The 15,916-nt window shown below is 68.9% G+C and carries 17 protein-coding genes and 1 pseudogene; 10 read left to right on the top strand and 8 right to left on the bottom strand.

The window, feature by feature from the left end:
• Positions 1-317: 317 nt before the first annotated feature.
• Positions 318-518 (bottom strand): hypothetical protein, encoded by a 201-nt coding sequence (locus AB0D94_RS19480; protein ID WP_362053101.1) that lies wholly within the window; start codon positions 516-518, stop codon positions 318-320.
• A 175-nt stretch (positions 519-693) separates the two neighbouring features.
• On the opposite strand from AB0D94_RS19480, the gene AB0D94_RS19475 reads away from it, so the two are divergent.
• Entirely contained in the window at positions 694-1,101 is a 408-nt protein-coding gene (locus AB0D94_RS19475; RefSeq protein ID WP_362053098.1) for a hypothetical protein, read from the top strand.
• A gap of 229 nt (positions 1,102-1,330) precedes the next feature.
• On the opposite strand, the pseudogene AB0D94_RS19470 reads toward AB0D94_RS19475, so the two are convergent.
• Positions 1,331-1,606: pseudogene (locus AB0D94_RS19470) on the bottom strand (TipAS antibiotic-recognition domain-containing protein); the annotation flags it as partial.
• 119 nt (positions 1,607-1,725) lie between these two features.
• On the opposite strand from AB0D94_RS19470, the gene AB0D94_RS19465 reads away from it, so the two are divergent.
• The gene (locus AB0D94_RS19465; RefSeq protein WP_362053095.1) at positions 1,726-2,235 is read left to right on the top strand and encodes a hypothetical protein; all 510 of its coding nucleotides are present in this window, start codon (positions 1,726-1,728) and stop codon (positions 2,233-2,235) included.
• Between the two features lie 136 nt (positions 2,236-2,371).
• On the opposite strand, the gene AB0D94_RS19460 is transcribed toward AB0D94_RS19465, so the two are convergent.
• Positions 2,372-3,811, bottom strand: coding sequence for a hypothetical protein (locus AB0D94_RS19460; RefSeq protein WP_362053092.1), 1,440 nt, complete (start codon positions 3,809-3,811; stop codon positions 2,372-2,374).
• A gap of 610 nt (positions 3,812-4,421) precedes the next feature.
• Between AB0D94_RS19460 and AB0D94_RS19455 the strand changes: the two genes are divergently transcribed.
• Together AB0D94_RS19455 and AB0D94_RS19450 are read left to right on the top strand one after the other, a co-directional pair.
• Entirely contained in the window at positions 4,422-4,853 is a 432-nt protein-coding gene (locus AB0D94_RS19455; protein ID WP_362053089.1) for a hypothetical protein, read from the top strand.
• A gap of 27 nt (positions 4,854-4,880) precedes the next feature.
• Entirely contained in the window at positions 4,881-5,054 is a 174-nt protein-coding gene (locus AB0D94_RS19450; RefSeq protein ID WP_362053086.1) for a hypothetical protein, read from the top strand.
• Positions 5,055-5,302: 248 nt separating this feature from the next.
• Here AB0D94_RS19450 and AB0D94_RS19445 read toward each other — a convergent pair whose 3' ends face one another.
• Positions 5,303-5,683, bottom strand: a complete 381-nt coding sequence (locus AB0D94_RS19445; RefSeq protein ID WP_362053083.1) for a hypothetical protein — start codon at positions 5,681-5,683, stop codon at positions 5,303-5,305.
• A gap of 935 nt (positions 5,684-6,618) precedes the next feature.
• On the opposite strand from AB0D94_RS19445, the gene AB0D94_RS19440 reads away from it, so the two are divergent.
• Complete coding sequence (locus tag AB0D94_RS19440; protein WP_362053080.1) at positions 6,619-7,263, top strand: dihydrofolate reductase family protein; 645 nt, start codon at positions 6,619-6,621, stop codon at positions 7,261-7,263.
• Positions 7,264-7,714: 451 nt separating this feature from the next.
• Entirely contained in the window at positions 7,715-7,846 is a 132-nt protein-coding gene (locus tag AB0D94_RS19435; RefSeq protein ID WP_362053077.1) for a hypothetical protein, read from the top strand.
• 428 nt (positions 7,847-8,274) lie between these two features.
• Here AB0D94_RS19435 and AB0D94_RS19430 read toward each other — a convergent pair whose 3' ends face one another.
• Positions 8,275-8,997, bottom strand: coding sequence for an SDR family oxidoreductase (locus tag AB0D94_RS19430; protein ID WP_362053074.1), 723 nt, complete (start codon positions 8,995-8,997; stop codon positions 8,275-8,277).
• A gap of 96 nt (positions 8,998-9,093) precedes the next feature.
• Here AB0D94_RS19430 and AB0D94_RS19425 point away from each other — a divergent pair, with 96 nt between their 5' ends.
• A complete protein-coding gene (locus tag AB0D94_RS19425; RefSeq protein ID WP_362053071.1) occupies positions 9,094-10,041 on the top strand; it encodes an AraC family transcriptional regulator in 948 nt (315 codons plus the stop codon).
• A gap of 36 nt (positions 10,042-10,077) precedes the next feature.
• Here the strand turns inward: AB0D94_RS19425 and AB0D94_RS19420 are convergent, their stop codons facing one another.
• From AB0D94_RS19420 to AB0D94_RS19410, 3 genes are all read right to left on the bottom strand, one after another.
• Positions 10,078-10,299: a hypothetical protein gene (locus tag AB0D94_RS19420; protein WP_362053068.1), complete on the bottom strand. Its 222-nt coding sequence runs from the start codon at positions 10,297-10,299 to the stop codon at positions 10,078-10,080.
• Positions 10,300-10,414: 115 nt separating this feature from the next.
• A complete protein-coding gene (locus AB0D94_RS19415; protein WP_362053065.1) occupies positions 10,415-11,932 on the bottom strand; it encodes an alpha/beta hydrolase in 1,518 nt (505 codons plus the stop codon).
• Between the two features lie 67 nt (positions 11,933-11,999).
• The gene (locus AB0D94_RS19410) at positions 12,000-12,416 is read right to left on the bottom strand and encodes a DUF4190 domain-containing protein (RefSeq protein WP_362053062.1); all 417 of its coding nucleotides are present in this window, start codon (positions 12,414-12,416) and stop codon (positions 12,000-12,002) included.
• 285 nt (positions 12,417-12,701) lie between these two features.
• Between AB0D94_RS19410 and AB0D94_RS19405 the strand changes: the two genes are divergently transcribed.
• The 3 genes from AB0D94_RS19405 (at position 12,702) to AB0D94_RS19395 (ending at position 15,754) form a co-directional block, all read left to right on the top strand.
• A complete protein-coding gene (locus tag AB0D94_RS19405) occupies positions 12,702-13,835 on the top strand; it encodes a histidine kinase (protein ID WP_362053059.1) in 1,134 nt (377 codons plus the stop codon).
• A complete protein-coding gene (locus tag AB0D94_RS19400; protein WP_362053056.1) occupies positions 13,832-14,572 on the top strand; it encodes a response regulator transcription factor in 741 nt (246 codons plus the stop codon). Before AB0D94_RS19405 ends, AB0D94_RS19400 begins: the two co-directional genes overlap by 4 nt.
• A 471-nt stretch (positions 14,573-15,043) precedes the next feature.
• The gene (locus tag AB0D94_RS19395; RefSeq protein ID WP_362053053.1) at positions 15,044-15,754 is read left to right on the top strand and encodes an MOSC N-terminal beta barrel domain-containing protein; all 711 of its coding nucleotides are present in this window, start codon (positions 15,044-15,046) and stop codon (positions 15,752-15,754) included.
• Positions 15,755-15,916 lie beyond the last annotated feature (162 nt).

Here is a 15,916-nt window from a genome sequence, read left to right as displayed (position 1 = left end):
GGGTACGCCGAAGCCCACCACACCGCAGTCACCCAAGAGATCCGTCTGCCACGCGCTCCTGCCACACCTCGGCCGTCGCACAAGGCGCCTCAGTGTGTGGACGTTCGCGTAATTCCCCAGGGGTAAGTTCACGCAACTCCCCAGGTGCCCGCCTGGCTGGGGGCTGGCGACTCGTCTGATCAGAGCTCGACGCGGTGCTCGGCAGCCGATGGGTCATCGACAGAGACGTAGCGCAAACGTGTGCTGGCCTGAACGGCATGCCGTTCAGGATGGGGTGCCATGACAGCGAAGAGTGCATCGGCATCCGGTCCGTAGGCCTAGAGGACCACCTCGCCTCCTCCGTACTCGTTGCCGTCGAACTCGCCAACGCCGGCTTGCGCGATCGCCTCGGTCAGGAGGGGCCGGGCTTGGTGGACGACGTCCCGTTGGCTTGGCTCGCCGAGGCCGCCATCGGCCAGTCGATACCGAGCGATGACGGCGTGCTCAACGTCGGATTCTGCTTCGTCTGTGTCGGCCATGCGGGAAACGACCTCATCCCGGACCTACGTCGGGTTCTGCTGTGGCGATGCGCTGAGTGTTCGCGGCCTGCCGCGCCGTCTCGGTTGGGTGTTCCTCCTACTATGGGCACCTCGACAAGGGAGCAGAGTGAATCTCAGAGCACCGGTACCGTCTCGAAGGCTTGGGCCGTACGCGTTGACCGATGACGGGATCGCGGCACTGCTGGCACGCTACGAGTTCGGTGATTCCTGTGTTCGCCGGGTGATCCTTGACCAGGAGTTCGGACGGAAACCGCGGGGGCGGGCCGTCAGACTTGTGATCGACGTTCGGGTGGTGGACGAGGCCCTGCGGTGGGAGCCGGTGTGCCTGGACCTGGTCGACGTGAAGCGATTTCGGATCGACGAGAGCCAGGGCTCTCCTGGAGGGGTGCTCTACGATCCCCCGCAATTCACCCGGTTCGACGGGCTGATGCAGGTCGACCTGTGCGCTGAGCGTTTCGGCAGCCTTCGACCGGGGAGTGGGCAGGAAGTCTTCGAAGGCTCGGAGTTGGTCTTCGAGGCGGTCGAGGGCACGTGGAGTGTCCTGGAGCCGTGGAGCGTGTGACACCGCGCCCCGCGACCAAGCCCATGAACTGGTGCGGCCCGACGGCTCTTCGTCACCCGCGTACCCGGGACTTCACTGATCGCAGTATCCCAACCGACTGCGAGCACCGCCCAGCAGGCACATCTCCTTGCGGGCGGACCGGACCCCAGGTCCCGGATTCGGGGACGGGAGCAGCCATTCGCCTCTGGCTGCGCTCATGACCCGCCGAACAGCCCTTGGGCGCGTGCGGTCAGCTCAGCCGGGTATCGGCGTAGACGGTCATCGCATCGCGCTGGTAGACGGCGAGACCGTCGGCGATCATGTCGAAGTTGGCCCGCATCTGCGGGTCGTCGACATGGGTCTGGCCCACTCCCTTGTAGGCGGCCGCGGTCGGGGTCCAGAACCGGCAGATGCCCTGGTAGTCGGCGTCCACCTCGACCTGTACCACAGGGTGGGATACCGGCGTGCCGGCCACCATGAACTCCGCCGTACGGATCATCTGCGCCGTCACCTCACGCTGCCAGCGCTCCGTGTCCTCGGAAACCGGGAGCCTCGTACGAAGGGCTCTTCGACGCCCTGGACCTGCACCACCGGCGACCCATCACGTGCGCCACGGGCGTCGAGGCGGCGGGCCGGGACATCCAGGTGCCCGTCCCCGGCGGTGACGGCGCCGTCCAGACCGTGGGCCGCGTCTTTGTCACCCCGGAGCTGGACGGCTGGCGTCGCCTCGTCTTCGGCCCGTACGACCTCCTCCTCGGGGAGGGCTGGGAGGACATGGTCGAGACCGTCGAGCGCGTCAGCCGGCACTGCGCCCAGGCGCAGCTCTTCTTCGTCGACGACGCGGGCGGCTCCGACGTGTGGTTCGTCGCCGAGGCGGGCTGCGTGATCCGACCGTACGCCGCCGAGAGCGACCCCGAATGGGAGGGCGACCCGCTCCCCTGGGAGACCCTCGCGGTCGACGACCCCTACTTCGACCCGGCGTACGACGATGCCCCGCCCAACGCGGGAACCGCCGGCGCGCGCACCGCCTGCGGCCACCTCTCGGTCGAACCGGACCTGGTCGGCTCAGGCACCGAGACCCGGGGCCACGGCTGGCTCGCCCTCACCTCCCCGCACGCCAGCCACGGCGCCTTCCCCGGTCTCCTCCCTCTCTGAGCCCTCCTCCCCCTCTCTCAGACCGCTCGGCCCTGCCGACCGGACCCCCGTGCCCTTGAGCCGCCCTCGCCCCGCCCCTGCACGGTTTCCATGCCTTTCGGATCTTGCGGGCCCGTCAAGATCCGACAGAGACGGCCTAGGAACGGGCGGGTTCCAGCAGGGTGGCGAAGGGGATCTCGGTGCGTGGTGACCAGTACTCGTCGACGCCGTACCGGCCCGAGCTCTCGGTATCGGCCGAGAGGCGGCCCTGGGCATCGAGCGGGGAGATCTGCGAGACGGGGAGTCCCGCCGGACCGAGGGGGAGGTAGGAGCTGAGGTACCGGGGTCTGCGGGTCACGTTGATGATGTTGTTGTTGTGACGCACCCTCGCGTGGTACATGACGTAGTCAGTGCACGGGGTGGCGGAGCAGTCGAAGAACCTGTCCCGCTCCTGTTTCCACGAGTAGATCGGGATCCCGTACTCGTAGCCGATCTTTCCGCGGTCCCCCCGCAGGAAGGTGACCGCCATGCGGGGTATGACGAGGTCGAACGGCGCGTCCGTGGGGATCGCGACGACCCGCTCCATGTTGAAGTCGGCCCCGGGCCCGATCCAGGCGCCCGGCTGGACGACCGTGCCGGTGTCGATCGTCCGGTACGCGGTGGGCCGCACACGCGGCTCCGTGTTGGTCCTGGACTCGGCGTCGACCCGCTGTTGCGCCGTGTCCAGCTCGGTCTTCCCGGCGTCGAACACGGACTCCCTCCCCTTGATCCAGTAGATGCTGTTGACGATGTGGGCCGGAACGGCCCCGTCGTTCGCCACGCGGAACTTCACCGGCAGGTAGACGAGCGGCCGCTTCGGGTCCGTTCTCGGCGTGCCGAACTTCACCTCCACGACGAAGTGGAAGAGCGCGGCCTGGGGCTGGTACAAGGCCGAGTATGCAAAGTTCGCCGACGCCAGCAGGGCGGTGGCCACCACGCCCGCGGTGAAGCTCTTGGGATGGGGAATCCCCTTCCAGGCCCGCTCCCGCCAGACCACCCACCCCGCCCACAGGGACCAGAGCGAGAGGGCGAGGAACACGGGCAGGTACGGCGTCCACTCTCGCTCCTGGAACCACACGATCAGCAGCAGGGCCTCCGTCCCCACCGCGATGAGGACCCCCACCAGCACCAGCGGGCCCGCATACGTCAGCGTCCGCTTCCCCCAGTAGTCGAGCACCGCAACCGCCGCGACCCCCTGCACTGCGCCCGAGAGCACCAGCAGCACGCCGGTCAGACGCCCCGAGAATGTCAGCGCCCCCAACGCGTCGACCGTGCCGACGCGGGCCAGGAGCAGCATGGACGCGACCAGCCCGGCAGCCAGCAGTGCGATCGTGCCGCGCCGGCGGGCCGCGCGGTCGGGCCAGGTGGCGGAGTCCGCCCCGCGCCAGGTTATGGAGGCCCGGTCCTCCAGGTCCACGTCGCGCGGCAGCCCCGCGCGGCGGAGCAGCCTGCGCAGATCGCGCCGCGACCAGGCGGCGCCCGCGGGCACGCCGTCGATGTCCACCGCGCGCAGGCCGCGCTCGTCCGGCGCCTGGACCACCACCCTTCGCGTGCTCATGGCCCCAGGCTCACGGCCCCGCCCTCCGCCCGCACCCGGGGATACTCCACCCGCCGAGGGCTTACGCCCCTATATCTCCCAGTGCTCCGCGTAGAACGTGACCTCGCTGACTGTGGTGTCGCCCGACCCAGCCCGGGCCCGGCGGTGCACCGCGCGCCCGGCTCCGCCGTCGTGCGGCCCGCGACCGCCTCGGCGCCGGAGTCGGCCTCCAATGCCGCGCCGCGCCGGCCGGCACCCGACCGTCGTCAATGCCCGGCCGGGCCACGCCGTCCGCGCGGGTGGCTTATCGGCGGCGGACCGGCGCTCCGGCTATCAGCAGCACCGGTGAGGCAAGAACGATGGCAACCGGGACCAGGGCTCTCGCGGCGGTGAGCTTCACTGTCTCCTCGTATCGCATGGCCTCAGTGCTGTGCGGGGTCAGCGGGGGTACGCTCGCCGTTTACCCGGCCCTGGGAAAGTGGATCGCCCAGCGCGTCGCCAACGAGCTCGGCACCGCTGTGCGCGCGCCGACGGCCCGCGTCGGCGTCGAAAGACTGGGGGCCAGGACAAACGCCACAGACCGACAAGGGCGGCTACTGGAGGGGGTATTCCTCCCCATGCTGGAAGGAGGATGACCCGCGTGGAAATGATCGGTTTCTACCGGGAGATGGACCCGGAGAACGATGCCGTGTTCCGCGAGCTCATCGGGGACAAGGTGCGGGACCATGCGCCCTATCCGAAGGCGGAGGTGAAGCGGTACCTCGACTCCGGACATCCGGTCTTCGACATCATGGAGTTGACGATCGATGTCATCGGGGGCGCTTTCCGCGTGCCCGGCGGATCGTCGCTGCTGTCCGACGGCCGTTTCGTCTGGCGAGTGGACCTCGCCGCTTACGTCGAGCGGTACAACCTCGAACTTCCGGCGGAATTCGTCGAGCATGCCGGCAGCCACGGATTCTCGATGCCGGCTGAGGACCTGCCGACCCTGCGCGCCGTCTCCAAGGCTGCGTTGAGCGCCCTGGGCTTCCGCGTGGTCGGCGGCGCGGGGCCCGCTAAGAAGTAGCGCTCAGTCGGGTGTGCAGAGGTCAGGGTGTATCCGGCGAAGCTCTTCTACACCCACGAGGAGACGGACTTCGCGTGGAGGCCGCCTCACGCGGGATGGGAGATCGACTACCGCCCGTACCTGGTGCTGCGCCACCCGCGTACGGAGACCTCGCAGCAAGCCGTCTACTACCGCAACTCAGGCCGTCACGGGGCTGGCTGACTAAGCGCCACCCGTCGGCCGTCCTCGTGCCGACCGAAGGCCGCGCCGGCGTACTCCTCGCCGACGGTTCGGTTCCGAAGCCGGTGTACTTGGACTCGAACTCCGGCGGGGGCGGCTGCGAGGTCTGCCACTGGAGCGTCTACGACGGCGCCGGCCCCTGCACCACCGCGCCGAAGACGGACGCGCTGCACGCCGAGTGCTCCTGCGGCCTCCGATTGTGGGTGCGGGAGCGATGTGGTGACTGTGAGTCAAATTCCTAGCAGTGTGACCTGCGCGTTGTCGATGAACAGGTGCAGTCCCCCATCCTCCGGGCACCTCAAACCCGCCGAGAGACCCCGCACCAGGCCGTCCTCGGAGAGTGTCAACGCCACGGCCGCCTGAAACACCATGTGGCCCGCGGGGCACCTGGAGAACTCAGCCGGCCCGTCGGGCGGGAACCTGCTGTCGGGAAATGTGAGCCTCCACCAGGACGCACCGGCCCCCGGGAACATGCGGTCATGGACATCCCCGTCCAGCACCCCGATCGGGATGAGACAGCCCACGCAGTAGCACTCCCCCGCCCACACCTGGAACTCCGCCCACTCGAACCCCTCCGAGCCACACAACCCGCACTCGATGGAAGTTCTCACGACCCGCCCGCCCGGCAACCCTCGCGCAGCCCGCTCCACCAACTCCAACAGCTCCCCACGCCCCGTGTCCGCCCTGCCCACCGGCCCCGCATCCCATACGCCACCACGCTCCATGACCTGCATCCTCGCACCCGGACCAGAAAGCGCCGCACCCCGGGAAAACTCCTCCCCCACTCCACCAGGCACCTCGGCCGCCCGTTGAGGCGAAGGTCTCTTCACCGTGCTCAGGGCGCGAAACACCAGCAGTACAAGCCTCGCCCCGAAGTGACCGCCTCCCGAGCCAGCCGGTCCGCGATGTCCCCCAGGCATCGAGTGTCCGCGCCGTCGCGCCGCCATGGCCGCGGAAGCGCCGGCAGCATCAGGCGGGACCTCTCACTGGCTGGGCAACGAGGCCGCCAACGCTGGCCCGTCGTCGGCCAGGTACCAGTGGCACCTCTGACAATGCGACCGGCGTCAGTGACGCTGAGCAACGCGACTAGAACGGGCTTGGCCTGATCCGCTGGGGTCGCTCGCCATCAGGCGGGCGGCATCGAGCGGGCGCACGGTCCCAAGTCCTCTGACGAGAAGGCTGCCGCCGCACCGAGTCCGCAGCAGAAGAGGGCTGAGCCCGCGAAGGCGCGTCACCTCGAAGGGCAAGTCGCTTCAGTCGCCGACGAAGGCCGAGCTGTACAAAGAAGACGCGGCCGCGCACCTCCCCAGGCCGGTCCGCCATGACCCACGATCAGCTCGTAGAGGCGCTCGCAGCCGGGGCATGCGGGCGGTGGCGAACCTGATCGATCCGGGACGCCCCCTCACGACGGGAGACTGCCCAAATAGCGCAAACCTCGTAGATCGGTACTCTGGGTAGCCCAGTTTCTGACCAGTCACGAACGCAGCGATGAGTTTTCCCGGCCCGGCCGGTCTCACCATCGTTGTCGACAACGCAGGAGGAGCACATGGCCCAGCTGCTGAGAGTCCAGAACTTCAACGTCTCGAGTGACGGGATCGGTGCCGGTGAGGACCAGACCCTCGAGAGGCCATTCGGTCATGTCGACCCCGAGAGGCTGTTCTCCTGGGCCGGCGCAACCGCGAGCTGGCCCATGCGCACCGACCCCGGGGGGAGCCGGGGCCTCGACGACTACCTCACGCGGGACTACGCCCGCAACATCGGCGCCGAGATCATGGGCCGCAACAAGTTCGGGCCCCAGCGCGGGCCCTGGCTCAACCATGAGTGGCAGGGCTGGTGGGGTGACGAGCCCCCGTTCCACACCCCGGTATTCGTCCTGACCCACCACAAGCGTCCTTCGTTCACGCTCTCCGACACCACGTTCCACTTCGTCGACGGCGACCCGGCTGCCGTCCTCGAACTGGCACGGGAGGCGGCGCAGGGCAAGGACGTCCGGCTCGGCGGCGGGGCCACCACCATCCGGGAGTTCCTTGACGCCGACCTCGTCGACACCATGCACGTGGCGGTCTCACCGGTGAAGCTCGGGTCCGGAGTACGGCTCTGGGAGTCCCCCGATGAGCTGCTCGACCGGTTCCACCTCGATGTCGTGCCCAGCCCGAGCGGTGTGACGCACCACCTGTTCTGGCGAAAATGACCGGCACCACGCAGCCGCCGCCGGCTTCGAGGTGCCCCACCGACCGCTCACCACTGATCTCGTCAGGGTGGCCCGGAAACTACCCAACCGGGCGGCATGGGGACGCCGGGTCGGATCACCCCCGCCTCGGCAGGGAGCTCCGGAACCGGGCCGTCCGCCGACGGCAGAAGTCTCGGCTCTGCCGCGGCGCAGCCGATGCCTATCCCCCGTACTGGGCTACCTCTACAGCTTTGATGGCGCTCTTTGAAGTCGGCTGTGGCGTGCATTTCGTGACAGTCACAGAGCAGCGGCCGGTCCGGCACCGGCTCCGGCGTTCTGTGCCTGCGTACGGACGTGCCCTGAGGAAGGGCGCATGGAAATGTGGTCCAGGTCCGCTCGGGTCAAAAGTGCGACGAGGGAATGGCCCCTACGGATCTCCCACCGGTCCCCATGTACTGGTGGAGACCAGTGCTTGCTCAGCGACCAGCAGAGCGTCTACCAGGTGGGCAGCACAACCGACCGGCGCGTCCTGGCGGTCGACTGTTCGGACCCGGTAGGTGTCCTGGCCGTGCGGATCATCGAGTACCTGGACGTCGGACCGTGAAATGGAGAGGACCAGGCGGTTCCCATGAAGCACCTCGACACGGTCGGCGACGTTCTTGCGGATCCAGAAGCAGGCTATGCCGCCGGCCTGAGTGAGAACGTCCACCCCGGTCACGTCGAGAAGAGTGGGTGGTCCTCCGACCGCGTCACATCGCGCCGGAGCCGGTACAGGTGTCGATCGGAATCTATGCATCCCCCTTGTGAGCCCGCCTGACCGTACCCCCTGCGAAGCCGTCACGAAATATGGGCCACAGCCTTGAAGGGCTGTGGCCCATATTTCGTGACGATCACTGGCTGCGTAGGTGCGAGCGGAGAGCGGTGTCGGTGATTCCGCTGTGTCCCTGTCCGTGTGGCTCCGGTCTGGCAGAACATGCCGGGGTGGCGCCCGAGGCTGTCGGACCGGGCTTGTCGGTCCGACAGCAGCCGATGTCAGGCCAGTGCGGCTCCGCCGTCGAGGGTGAGCACCGTGCCGGTCGCGTAGCCGTTGCTCAGGAGGTAGAGGTAGGCAGCCGCAGCCTCCTCGGGGCTGCCGACGCGCTGCACGGGAAGGCCGCTGCCTTGCGCTTGGAGGAAGGCCTCCGGCTCGGGCACGCTGCTGTCCCAAAGCTCGGTGCGGATCGCGCCGAGGCGGACCGCGTTGACCCGCAGTGGGGCGAGTTCCAGGGCCAGGGCTCGTGTCAGACCCTCGACGGCTGCTGTGATGCTTGCGCCGAGCGAGGCTCCGGGGGCGGGCCGGGTGGCGAAGGCGCCGGAGGTGAAGGTGATCGAGCCGCCGGGACGGAGCTTCGGCGTCGCGTACTTCGCGGCGAGCAGGGCACCCCAGAAGCGGCGCTCGAAGAACGCTCGGGACTCCTCGGCCGTGAGGTCGGCGAGCGGCTTCAGCAGCAGGGACTCGCCCGCCGTGTAGACGAGGTGGTCGAACTCGCGGATCCGGTCGAAGAAGGCGGCGAGCGCGGCTTCGTCGGCGACGTCCAGCAAGATGCCTTCGGCCGGGCCACCGAGCTTCTTCACCGCCAGGTCGACCCGGTCCTGGCTGCTGGAGGCGACGACCACGTTCGAGCCCTGATTCGCTGCGGCCTGCGCAACGGCGAATCCGATGCCGGAGGTGCCACCTATGACGACGACACGCTGGGTGTCTGCTGTGTTGTTCATAGCGAGGAAGCTACGTGTCACGACCGAGACAACGAATGGCCTGAAGTCTCGATTCTTTGTCTGATCGTCTCGATCTCAGCACGCTAGGGTGAGCGTATGGACATACTCAGTGACACGCTTGCGGCCCTGCGCACCGGGCGTCCGTCTGTTGTCCGTACCGACGCGCAGGCGCCGTGGGGTGTGCGCTTCCAGCCCATCGCGGGAGCCGGATTTCACGTCGTCGTCGAAGGACACTGCTTTCTCCTGCCGGTCGGCGGCGACCCGATAGCTCTGGGCCCCGGCGACGTCGTGTTCCTGCGGCGCGGCACCGATCACGCCATCTGTGACGCGGTCACCAGCGAGCTGGTCGCCTTCGAACCCGACCGCGTGGACACCTCCTCGCCGATCGGGAGTTTCACCGTCGAGGGCGACGGCGCTCGCAGCGTGCTCGTATGCGGGGCCTACCACCTCGACATCGACCGGCCGCATCCGCTGCTCGGCGACCTCCCGGAGGTCATCCACCTCCCGGCCAGCCCCGGTCGCCATCCGGCGCTGCGCTCGGCGGTCGACCAGCTCTGCGCCGAGGTCCACCAGCCTCAGCCGGGCTCGGACTCAGTGGTCACGACGCTCGTCGATCTGCTGCTTCTCTATATTCTGCGGTCCTGGTACGCCGAGTTGCCCAGGGAGCAGACGCAGGGCTGGGCCTCGGCACTGAACGACCCGTTGATCGCGCCGGCGCTGAAAGCGATCCACGACGACCCGGCGCATCCGTGGACCGTCGAATCGCTGGGGAGCCGGGCCGGGCTGTCGCGCGCCACGTTCGCGCGGCGATTCACCACGGTGGTCGGCGAGCCGCCGCTCAGCTACCTGACGACGTGGCGGATGGCCATCGCGGCGCGGATGCTGCGCGAGACGGTCGACTCGCTGAGCGCCGTGGCCGAGAACACTGGCTACACCTCGGAATTCGCGTTCGCGAAGGCCTTCAAGCGGCACTTCAGCGTCCCGCCCGGGGCATATCGGCGGGAGCGGCGGACGGCGTCGGCTTCGCTGTCGGTGCCCGTTTGATTCTCTTGTGCGGGAGTCTGGGTTCTTGATCGTTCGTCAGCGGTTGACTTCGAGGTCGGTCAGGACGAGCAGGGCGCGCAGGCGGGCGTTGGCGCGGGCGGATTCGGTGCGGAGCTTGGTGAGGGTCCGCCAGGCTTCCAGGTTCGCAAAGGCGTGTTCGACCGGGGCGCGGGCGGCGGCCCGAGCACCCCGACCCGGCCCGTCACCCGCCCTTGCCCACTGAGCCGAGCGAGCGACCACCACCAGCGGTCTCGTCAACGAACCCGTACACCACGTCCGTGGACGCAGCCGCGCCCGGGACCGCCCAGGGTCAGAGACGGTAGTGCGTTCCCGGGCAGCTCGGAGGTGTTGGGACGGGAAACGTGCGGGGTTGCTACCTCTGCCCGGTCGTGGCCTGGCAGGTCAGGTCCTTGGCGGGGAGCCTGCCCGTGGTCAGGTAGAACGTTGCGGCCTTGTCCGCGCAGGGATTGCCGTCGGGCGCGTAGAGGACGCCGTGTCCTTCGCCGCCGGCGACGGTGAGCATCCGGGAGCCGCGCAGGGCCCGGTGCATGGCCCGGCCGGCGAAGAGGGGCGTCTGGGAGTCCCACTCGTTCTGCGTGATCAGCGCACCGACCGTGTTGTCGATCCTGGTCTGCGGCTCGCTGCCCTGCTGCCAGAAGGCACAGGGTGTGATGGTGGCCGCGAAGTCGCCGTACAGCGGATACCGGGCTGTGTCGCGGATCGCCTCGCGGCGGTACTCCTCAGGGTCGTGCGACCAGGTGCGGGTGTCGGCGCACATGAAGGACCAGGCGATGGAGACGTAGTTGTCGTCGGGCTCCTGGACCTGACCGGGTGTGCCGGAAGGAGCCGGGTTCTTGCCCTTGGCCGCCTTCTTCAGCCCGGCGATCCGTTCGGCGGCCTTCTGGACGTGGAAGAACGTGCGGTTGTCGGCACGGATGCCGTCGCCGGTGAGGGTCTGTCCCTCGAAGGAGATGGGCTTGTGGTTCGCCCGCTCGATCAGGTCCCAGTAGGTCTTGCGGACCTCGGCCGGAGTGTCGCCCAGTCCGTAGGTCGTGTGCCGATTGGCGGTCCATGAGGTCCAGCGCGTGAAAGCCTGCTCGGCCGCCTTCGCCATGTCCTGGAACATCTCCCGGTAGATCCGGGTCGGGTCGGTTGCGCTGTCCAGTACGATCCGGTCGGCCCGCTGGGGGAACAGTTGCATGTAGACAGCGCCGAGGTAGGTGCCGTAGGAGATCCCCAGATAGGAGATCGTCTTCTCACCCAGCGCGGCGCGGATGACGTCCATGTCACGGGCGCTGTTGCGGGTGGTGAGGTGCGGCAGCATGTCACCGGCCCTGGCCCGGCACTTCCCCGCGACGGTACGGACCCGCTCCGCGTCCTTGGCGAAGGTCTCCGCCTTGTAGGGCTGGTCGGCCTGTTCCTCGGCGGTCAGCCCGCAGCTGACAGGAGAGCTCTGCCCGGCGCCCCTCAGGTCGAAGCCGACGAGGTCGTACTGCCGCTTCACTTCCGCGGGGAACTTCATGAGCGGGTCGGCAGGCAGCTGCAGTCCCGGTGCGCCGGGGCCGCCCGGGTTGAGCAGCAGAACGCCGTGACGTGCCTTCGCGCTGCCCGCCTTCAGCCGGGATATCGCGAGGCCGATCGTCTTGCCGCCGGGGTCGCTGTAGTCCAGCGGCACCTTGAGCGTCGCGCACTGGAAGGTGGCGGGGCCCTTCGCGTCGCAGCGTTTCCACTGGAGCTTCTGCTGCGTGTACTGCCGCAGGGGGTCCTTGGCAGTGGAGGCGTCGGATGCCGTGGACGCGGCGAAGGCCGTTGCGGGCGTCAGCGCCGAAAGGGCGGCCGCCGCGAGGCCGGCGGCGAGTAGGGGGGCCTTGCGGGTGTTTCTGCTTCGCACGATGATGCTCGTCCTTGTCGAGGAGAGTGGGCAGCCGGTTCACCGGTGAGGGGAACGGGAAAGCCGTTCAGTTCAGGTGCTCGCGGACGCATTGCGTGTACTGGTGGAAGCTGTCGGGCTGGTAGCACTCCTGCGTCTTGTTCGCGTACCAGACCATGAAGACGGCGACCATCCCGGACACCACGATCGCGAGGGACGACGTCACCACGGCGGTGACGGCCTTGCCCTGGCCCACACCGGTCCGCTTGGCCGTCATCAGCGCGGCGATGCCCAGGATCAGGCCCATCACGGCGAGCGGGCCGCCAATGAAGACGACCGAGGTGCACAGGCCGATGATGCCCAGTGTCATGGCGGCCGTGGCCAGGCTGTTCTTCGGTGCTGTCAGGCCCGGTGCCCTTCCGTTCGGTGCCGTCTGACTCCCTTCGGCCTGCTCCTGAGCGGACACCGTGTGGTTCAGCGGCGTCTTGTTCCCCTGAGGGTTCATCAGCCCGTCCTTCCGTCCCGTCAACTGGTGAGACCCCGATTCTGGTTTCGGGGGGCCCACGGACACATCACGGGAAGGCGGGAGAGTTCGCTCCCCCGATCGGGGGAGGCCGCCGGTGAGCCGTCCGGTCATACTTACCTGGCCATGTTCAGAGGAATCCGGCCGCTGCTGCGCGGCTCCACGTATTCGGGTGCGCTATTCGCCTATTGCGGCGCGTTGGCGAGCCTGCCCCTGCTGCCTTTCGCCGCACTACCGGCGGTGGCGTGGCCATCCGCTTCCTTGGGAGTGCAGTTCGTTCTGACCGTGCTGGTCTGGTCCGTACTGATCGGCGTGATCGGGCTGGCCCGTACGACGCGGCGGGTGCTGATCGCTTGCGCCCGGCGGATGCTTGCGGTTCCGTTGCCGGATCCCGTGGGCGAGCGTCGGCGTGCGCGTCCGCCCGGTGACGGGGCGGCTCCTTCCACGGCATCGGGCGCCGATCGCCTGCGGACCCCGCTCTGGCTGCTGTCGCATGTGGTGCTGGGGTGGGCGGGGGCGCAGCTGAGCATCCTGCTGTTCGTCGCGGGCCTGCTCCTTCCCGGCGGTTGGGCCGGCGCCGAGGCCGGGGTGAGTGTGAACGGCTGGTCGCTGCGGGCGGAGAGCGGCTGGCAGAGCTGGGCAGCGGCGCTCTGCTGCCTGCTGCTGGCGGCGGCTCTGTGCCTGGCGGTGACGTACGCCTTGCGGTGGCTGGCGCCCCGGCTGCTGGGTCCGTCGCCGGCCGAGCGGCTCGCGCTGGCGGCCGAGCGGGAGCGGGCTCTGGCCGAACGCAACCGGCTGGCCCACGAGTTGCACGACTCGATCGGGCACACCCTGACGGCCGCCACGATCCAGGCAGCGGTGGCGGGCGAGATGCTCTGTGCCGACCCGATGGCGGCGCGGGCCGCCCTGCGCAGCATCGAGGAGTCGACCCGGGCCGCACTTGAGGACCTGGACTATGTGCTGGGCATGCTGCGCGAGGAGAAGGCGGGGACGGCGCCGGCCCGGACCCTGGCCGACCTGCCCGAGCTGCTCGACCGGCTGCGGCACGCGGGCGCGGTGGTGGAGCCGGAGCTGTCGGGCGACCATGCGAAGGTGCAGGGGACGCTCTCCCGGGCGGCGTACCGGATCCTGCAGGAAGGGCTGACGAACGCGCTGCGGCACGGAGCGGGCGGTCCGATCCGGGTCAAGGTGGCGACCGCGCCGGACTCGTTGGAACTCGGCGTGGTCAACCGGACCGGAGCCGGGAGCGGAATGAGCCCGGGTGCCTTCCCGACGTCCGGCCACGGCCTGCCCGGCCTCTTGGAGCGCGTGCGGCTACTGCACGGCGAAATCGAGGCAGGTCCGGACGGACCGGATCACTGGCGGCTCGCGGTCCGGCTACCGGTACGCTTGCCCGCATGATCGGCTCACAAGCGAGCGCAGCGGTCGCGACCGGCCCCGACGCGAGCGCAGCCGTCACAGCTGACACCGCCGCCGCCTCCAGCTGCACCACCCTCCTGATCGCGGACGACGACGAGGTGACCCGCAGCGGTCTGCGCACGCTGCTCGGAATGCAGCCCGGGATCGTCGTCGTCGGGGAGGCCGTCGACGGCATCGAAGCAGTCGAGCGGGTGCGGCAGTTGCGGCCGGACGTGGTCCTGATGGACGTACGGATGCCGCGCCGCAACGGCATAGAGGCCACCCGGCAGCTCCTCGCCGAGCCAGCCGACCCGCCGAAGGTCGTGGTGATCACCACCTTCGAGAACGACGACTACGTCACCGCCGCACTCAGCGCCGGGGCCAGCGGCTTCGTGCTCAAGCGGCTCCCCGTCCCCAAGATCGCGGAGGCGGTGCGGGTGGTCGCGGCGGGCGAGGCGATCCTCTTCCCGGCGGCCCTGCGCCAGATGGTCACCGCCCGCCCGCTGAGATCCGCCGAAGCGCTGCCGCGGGCGGCGCTGACGAGCCGGGAGGAGGAGGTGCTGCGCCTGATGGCCACCGGCCGGTCCAACCCGGACATCGCGGAGTCGTGCAGGGTGAGCCTGGAGACGGTGAAGACGCACGTCGGGAACGTGCTGACCAAACTCGGCGCGCAGAACCGGACCCACGCGGTGGTGATCGCGTACGAAACCGGCCTGGTCGTGCCCGGGGTCACGGGCTGACGCAACACCAGGTGGTCTGACCCGGCCTGCCCGGGTCTGCTGCCTTCCTGGCCACTCTGGGAGACCGGCATTCCGAGCCGCAGGGAAACGGGGGCCGCCAACCACATCACCAACTGTGTGGCCGCCAGCGGTCGATCGCTTGGACGGTCGGCTCGTGCGGGTCGACGCGCTTGCCGGAAGCAAGATTCTTCAGAGCAGGCCCAGCGCCATGACGAGGACGCCGACCAGCCCTAGGCCCACCAAGAACAGGAGGGTCAGCACCGTGCGCGCGGTGCCCCGGCCCGCTTCGACGAGGAGCACGGCTGGAGTGCGGCGGTGGCCGGTCTGGTCGACGGTGGTCAGAGCTGGGGACGGTCGCCATGGCGCGCTAGGGCGGATGCAGTGATCATGAGTGGCGACCCTACGCCTGACTTGCCAACTTCCCACTTCCTGCCCGAAATCGGGCAGGAATGCTCTTGTAGCCTCTACAGAATGGCGTACATCATAGGAACGGTCGAGCGCATATGGCGGTATCCGATCAAGTCGACGGGAGGCGAACAACTGGAGCAAGCAGACGTGGACCCCCGCGGTCTCGTCGGAGACCGCCTGTTCGCGGTGCGCGACAGCGAGGGCAAGTTCGGCTCGGGGAAGAACACCCGAAGATTCCGCCGGATGCCCGGCCTCCTGCAGTTGCGCTCCCGCTACCCGGACGGGACGGAGCAGCCCGAACTGCTGGATGCGCACGGCGCGACCGTTGCGGATCCGACTACCTACCTTCGCCGATACCTTGGCCGACACGACGTCGAACTGGCCCGCGAGCAAGCGATCTCCCACTTCGACCAACTCCCTCTCAGCATCCTGACCACAGCCACCCTCGACTGGGTGCGCGCAGCCGTTCCCAGTGTTCCGGTCGACGAGAGGCGCTTCCGGCCGAACCTCCTGGTACGGACCCCACCGGGTACCCGTCCATTCGTCGAAGACGAGTGGTTCGGATGCAAGGCGTGGATCGGGGCTGCCCTGTGCGTGGAGTTCGTGCGCTCCAGCGAGCGGTGTGTCATGACCAACGAGGCCCAGCAGGATCTGCCTCATTCCCCGCTGGTACTGCGAGCCATCGCAAAGGCCCATCACGCCCGGCTGGACGCCCTGGCCACAGTGGTGACACCCGGCCCGGTGAGTTCCGGGGACGCTGTCGCCCTCATATGACGAGGGCTGGGGCCGAGGCGCGGAACGCCGAGCCGGGCTTGGCGCTGGCTCAACGACCTCGCGGAGCCCTAGGCCCTGTCCGGGCGATCTTCGCGGGCCCGCGCCGCCTGGCACGGCGCCTCGCCGCGTTGTCGGACCGCGCGAGTACGGCCGAGTACGAGC

This window comes from Streptomyces sp. NPDC048255, from assembly GCF_040652415.1.
In the GTDB taxonomy this organism is placed as follows: domain Bacteria; phylum Actinomycetota; class Actinomycetes; order Streptomycetales; family Streptomycetaceae; genus Streptomyces.
The sequence above is the reverse complement of the archived record's forward strand: the minus strand, read 5'-3'. Positions and strand labels throughout refer to the sequence as shown.

Excerpts from the sequence above, each read along its gene's own strand:
- AB0D94_RS19425 (WP_362053071.1), top strand. The coding sequence starts at position 9,094 with ATGGACATACTCAGTGACACGCTTGCGGCCCTGCGCACCGGGCGTCCG.
- AB0D94_RS19455 (WP_362053089.1), top strand. The coding sequence starts at position 4,422 with ATGACCCGCGTGGAAATGATCGGTTTCTACCGGGAGATGGACCCGGAG.
- AB0D94_RS19460 (WP_362053092.1), bottom strand. The coding sequence starts at position 3,811 with ATGAGCACGCGAAGGGTGGTGGTCCAGGCGCCGGACGAGCGCGGCCTG.
- AB0D94_RS19395 (WP_362053053.1), top strand. The coding sequence starts at position 15,044 with ATGGCGTACATCATAGGAACGGTCGAGCGCATATGGCGGTATCCGATC.
- AB0D94_RS19430 (WP_362053074.1), bottom strand. The coding sequence starts at position 8,997 with ATGAACAACACAGCAGACACCCAGCGTGTCGTCGTCATAGGTGGCACC.
- AB0D94_RS19480 (WP_362053101.1), bottom strand. The coding sequence starts at position 518 with ATGGCCGACACAGACGAAGCAGAATCCGACGTTGAGCACGCCGTCATC.
- AB0D94_RS19410 (WP_362053062.1), bottom strand. The coding sequence starts at position 12,416 with ATGAACCCTCAGGGGAACAAGACGCCGCTGAACCACACGGTGTCCGCT.
- AB0D94_RS19440 (WP_362053080.1), top strand. The coding sequence starts at position 6,619 with ATGGCCCAGCTGCTGAGAGTCCAGAACTTCAACGTCTCGAGTGACGGG.
- AB0D94_RS19400 (WP_362053056.1), top strand. The coding sequence starts at position 13,832 with ATGATCGGCTCACAAGCGAGCGCAGCGGTCGCGACCGGCCCCGACGCG.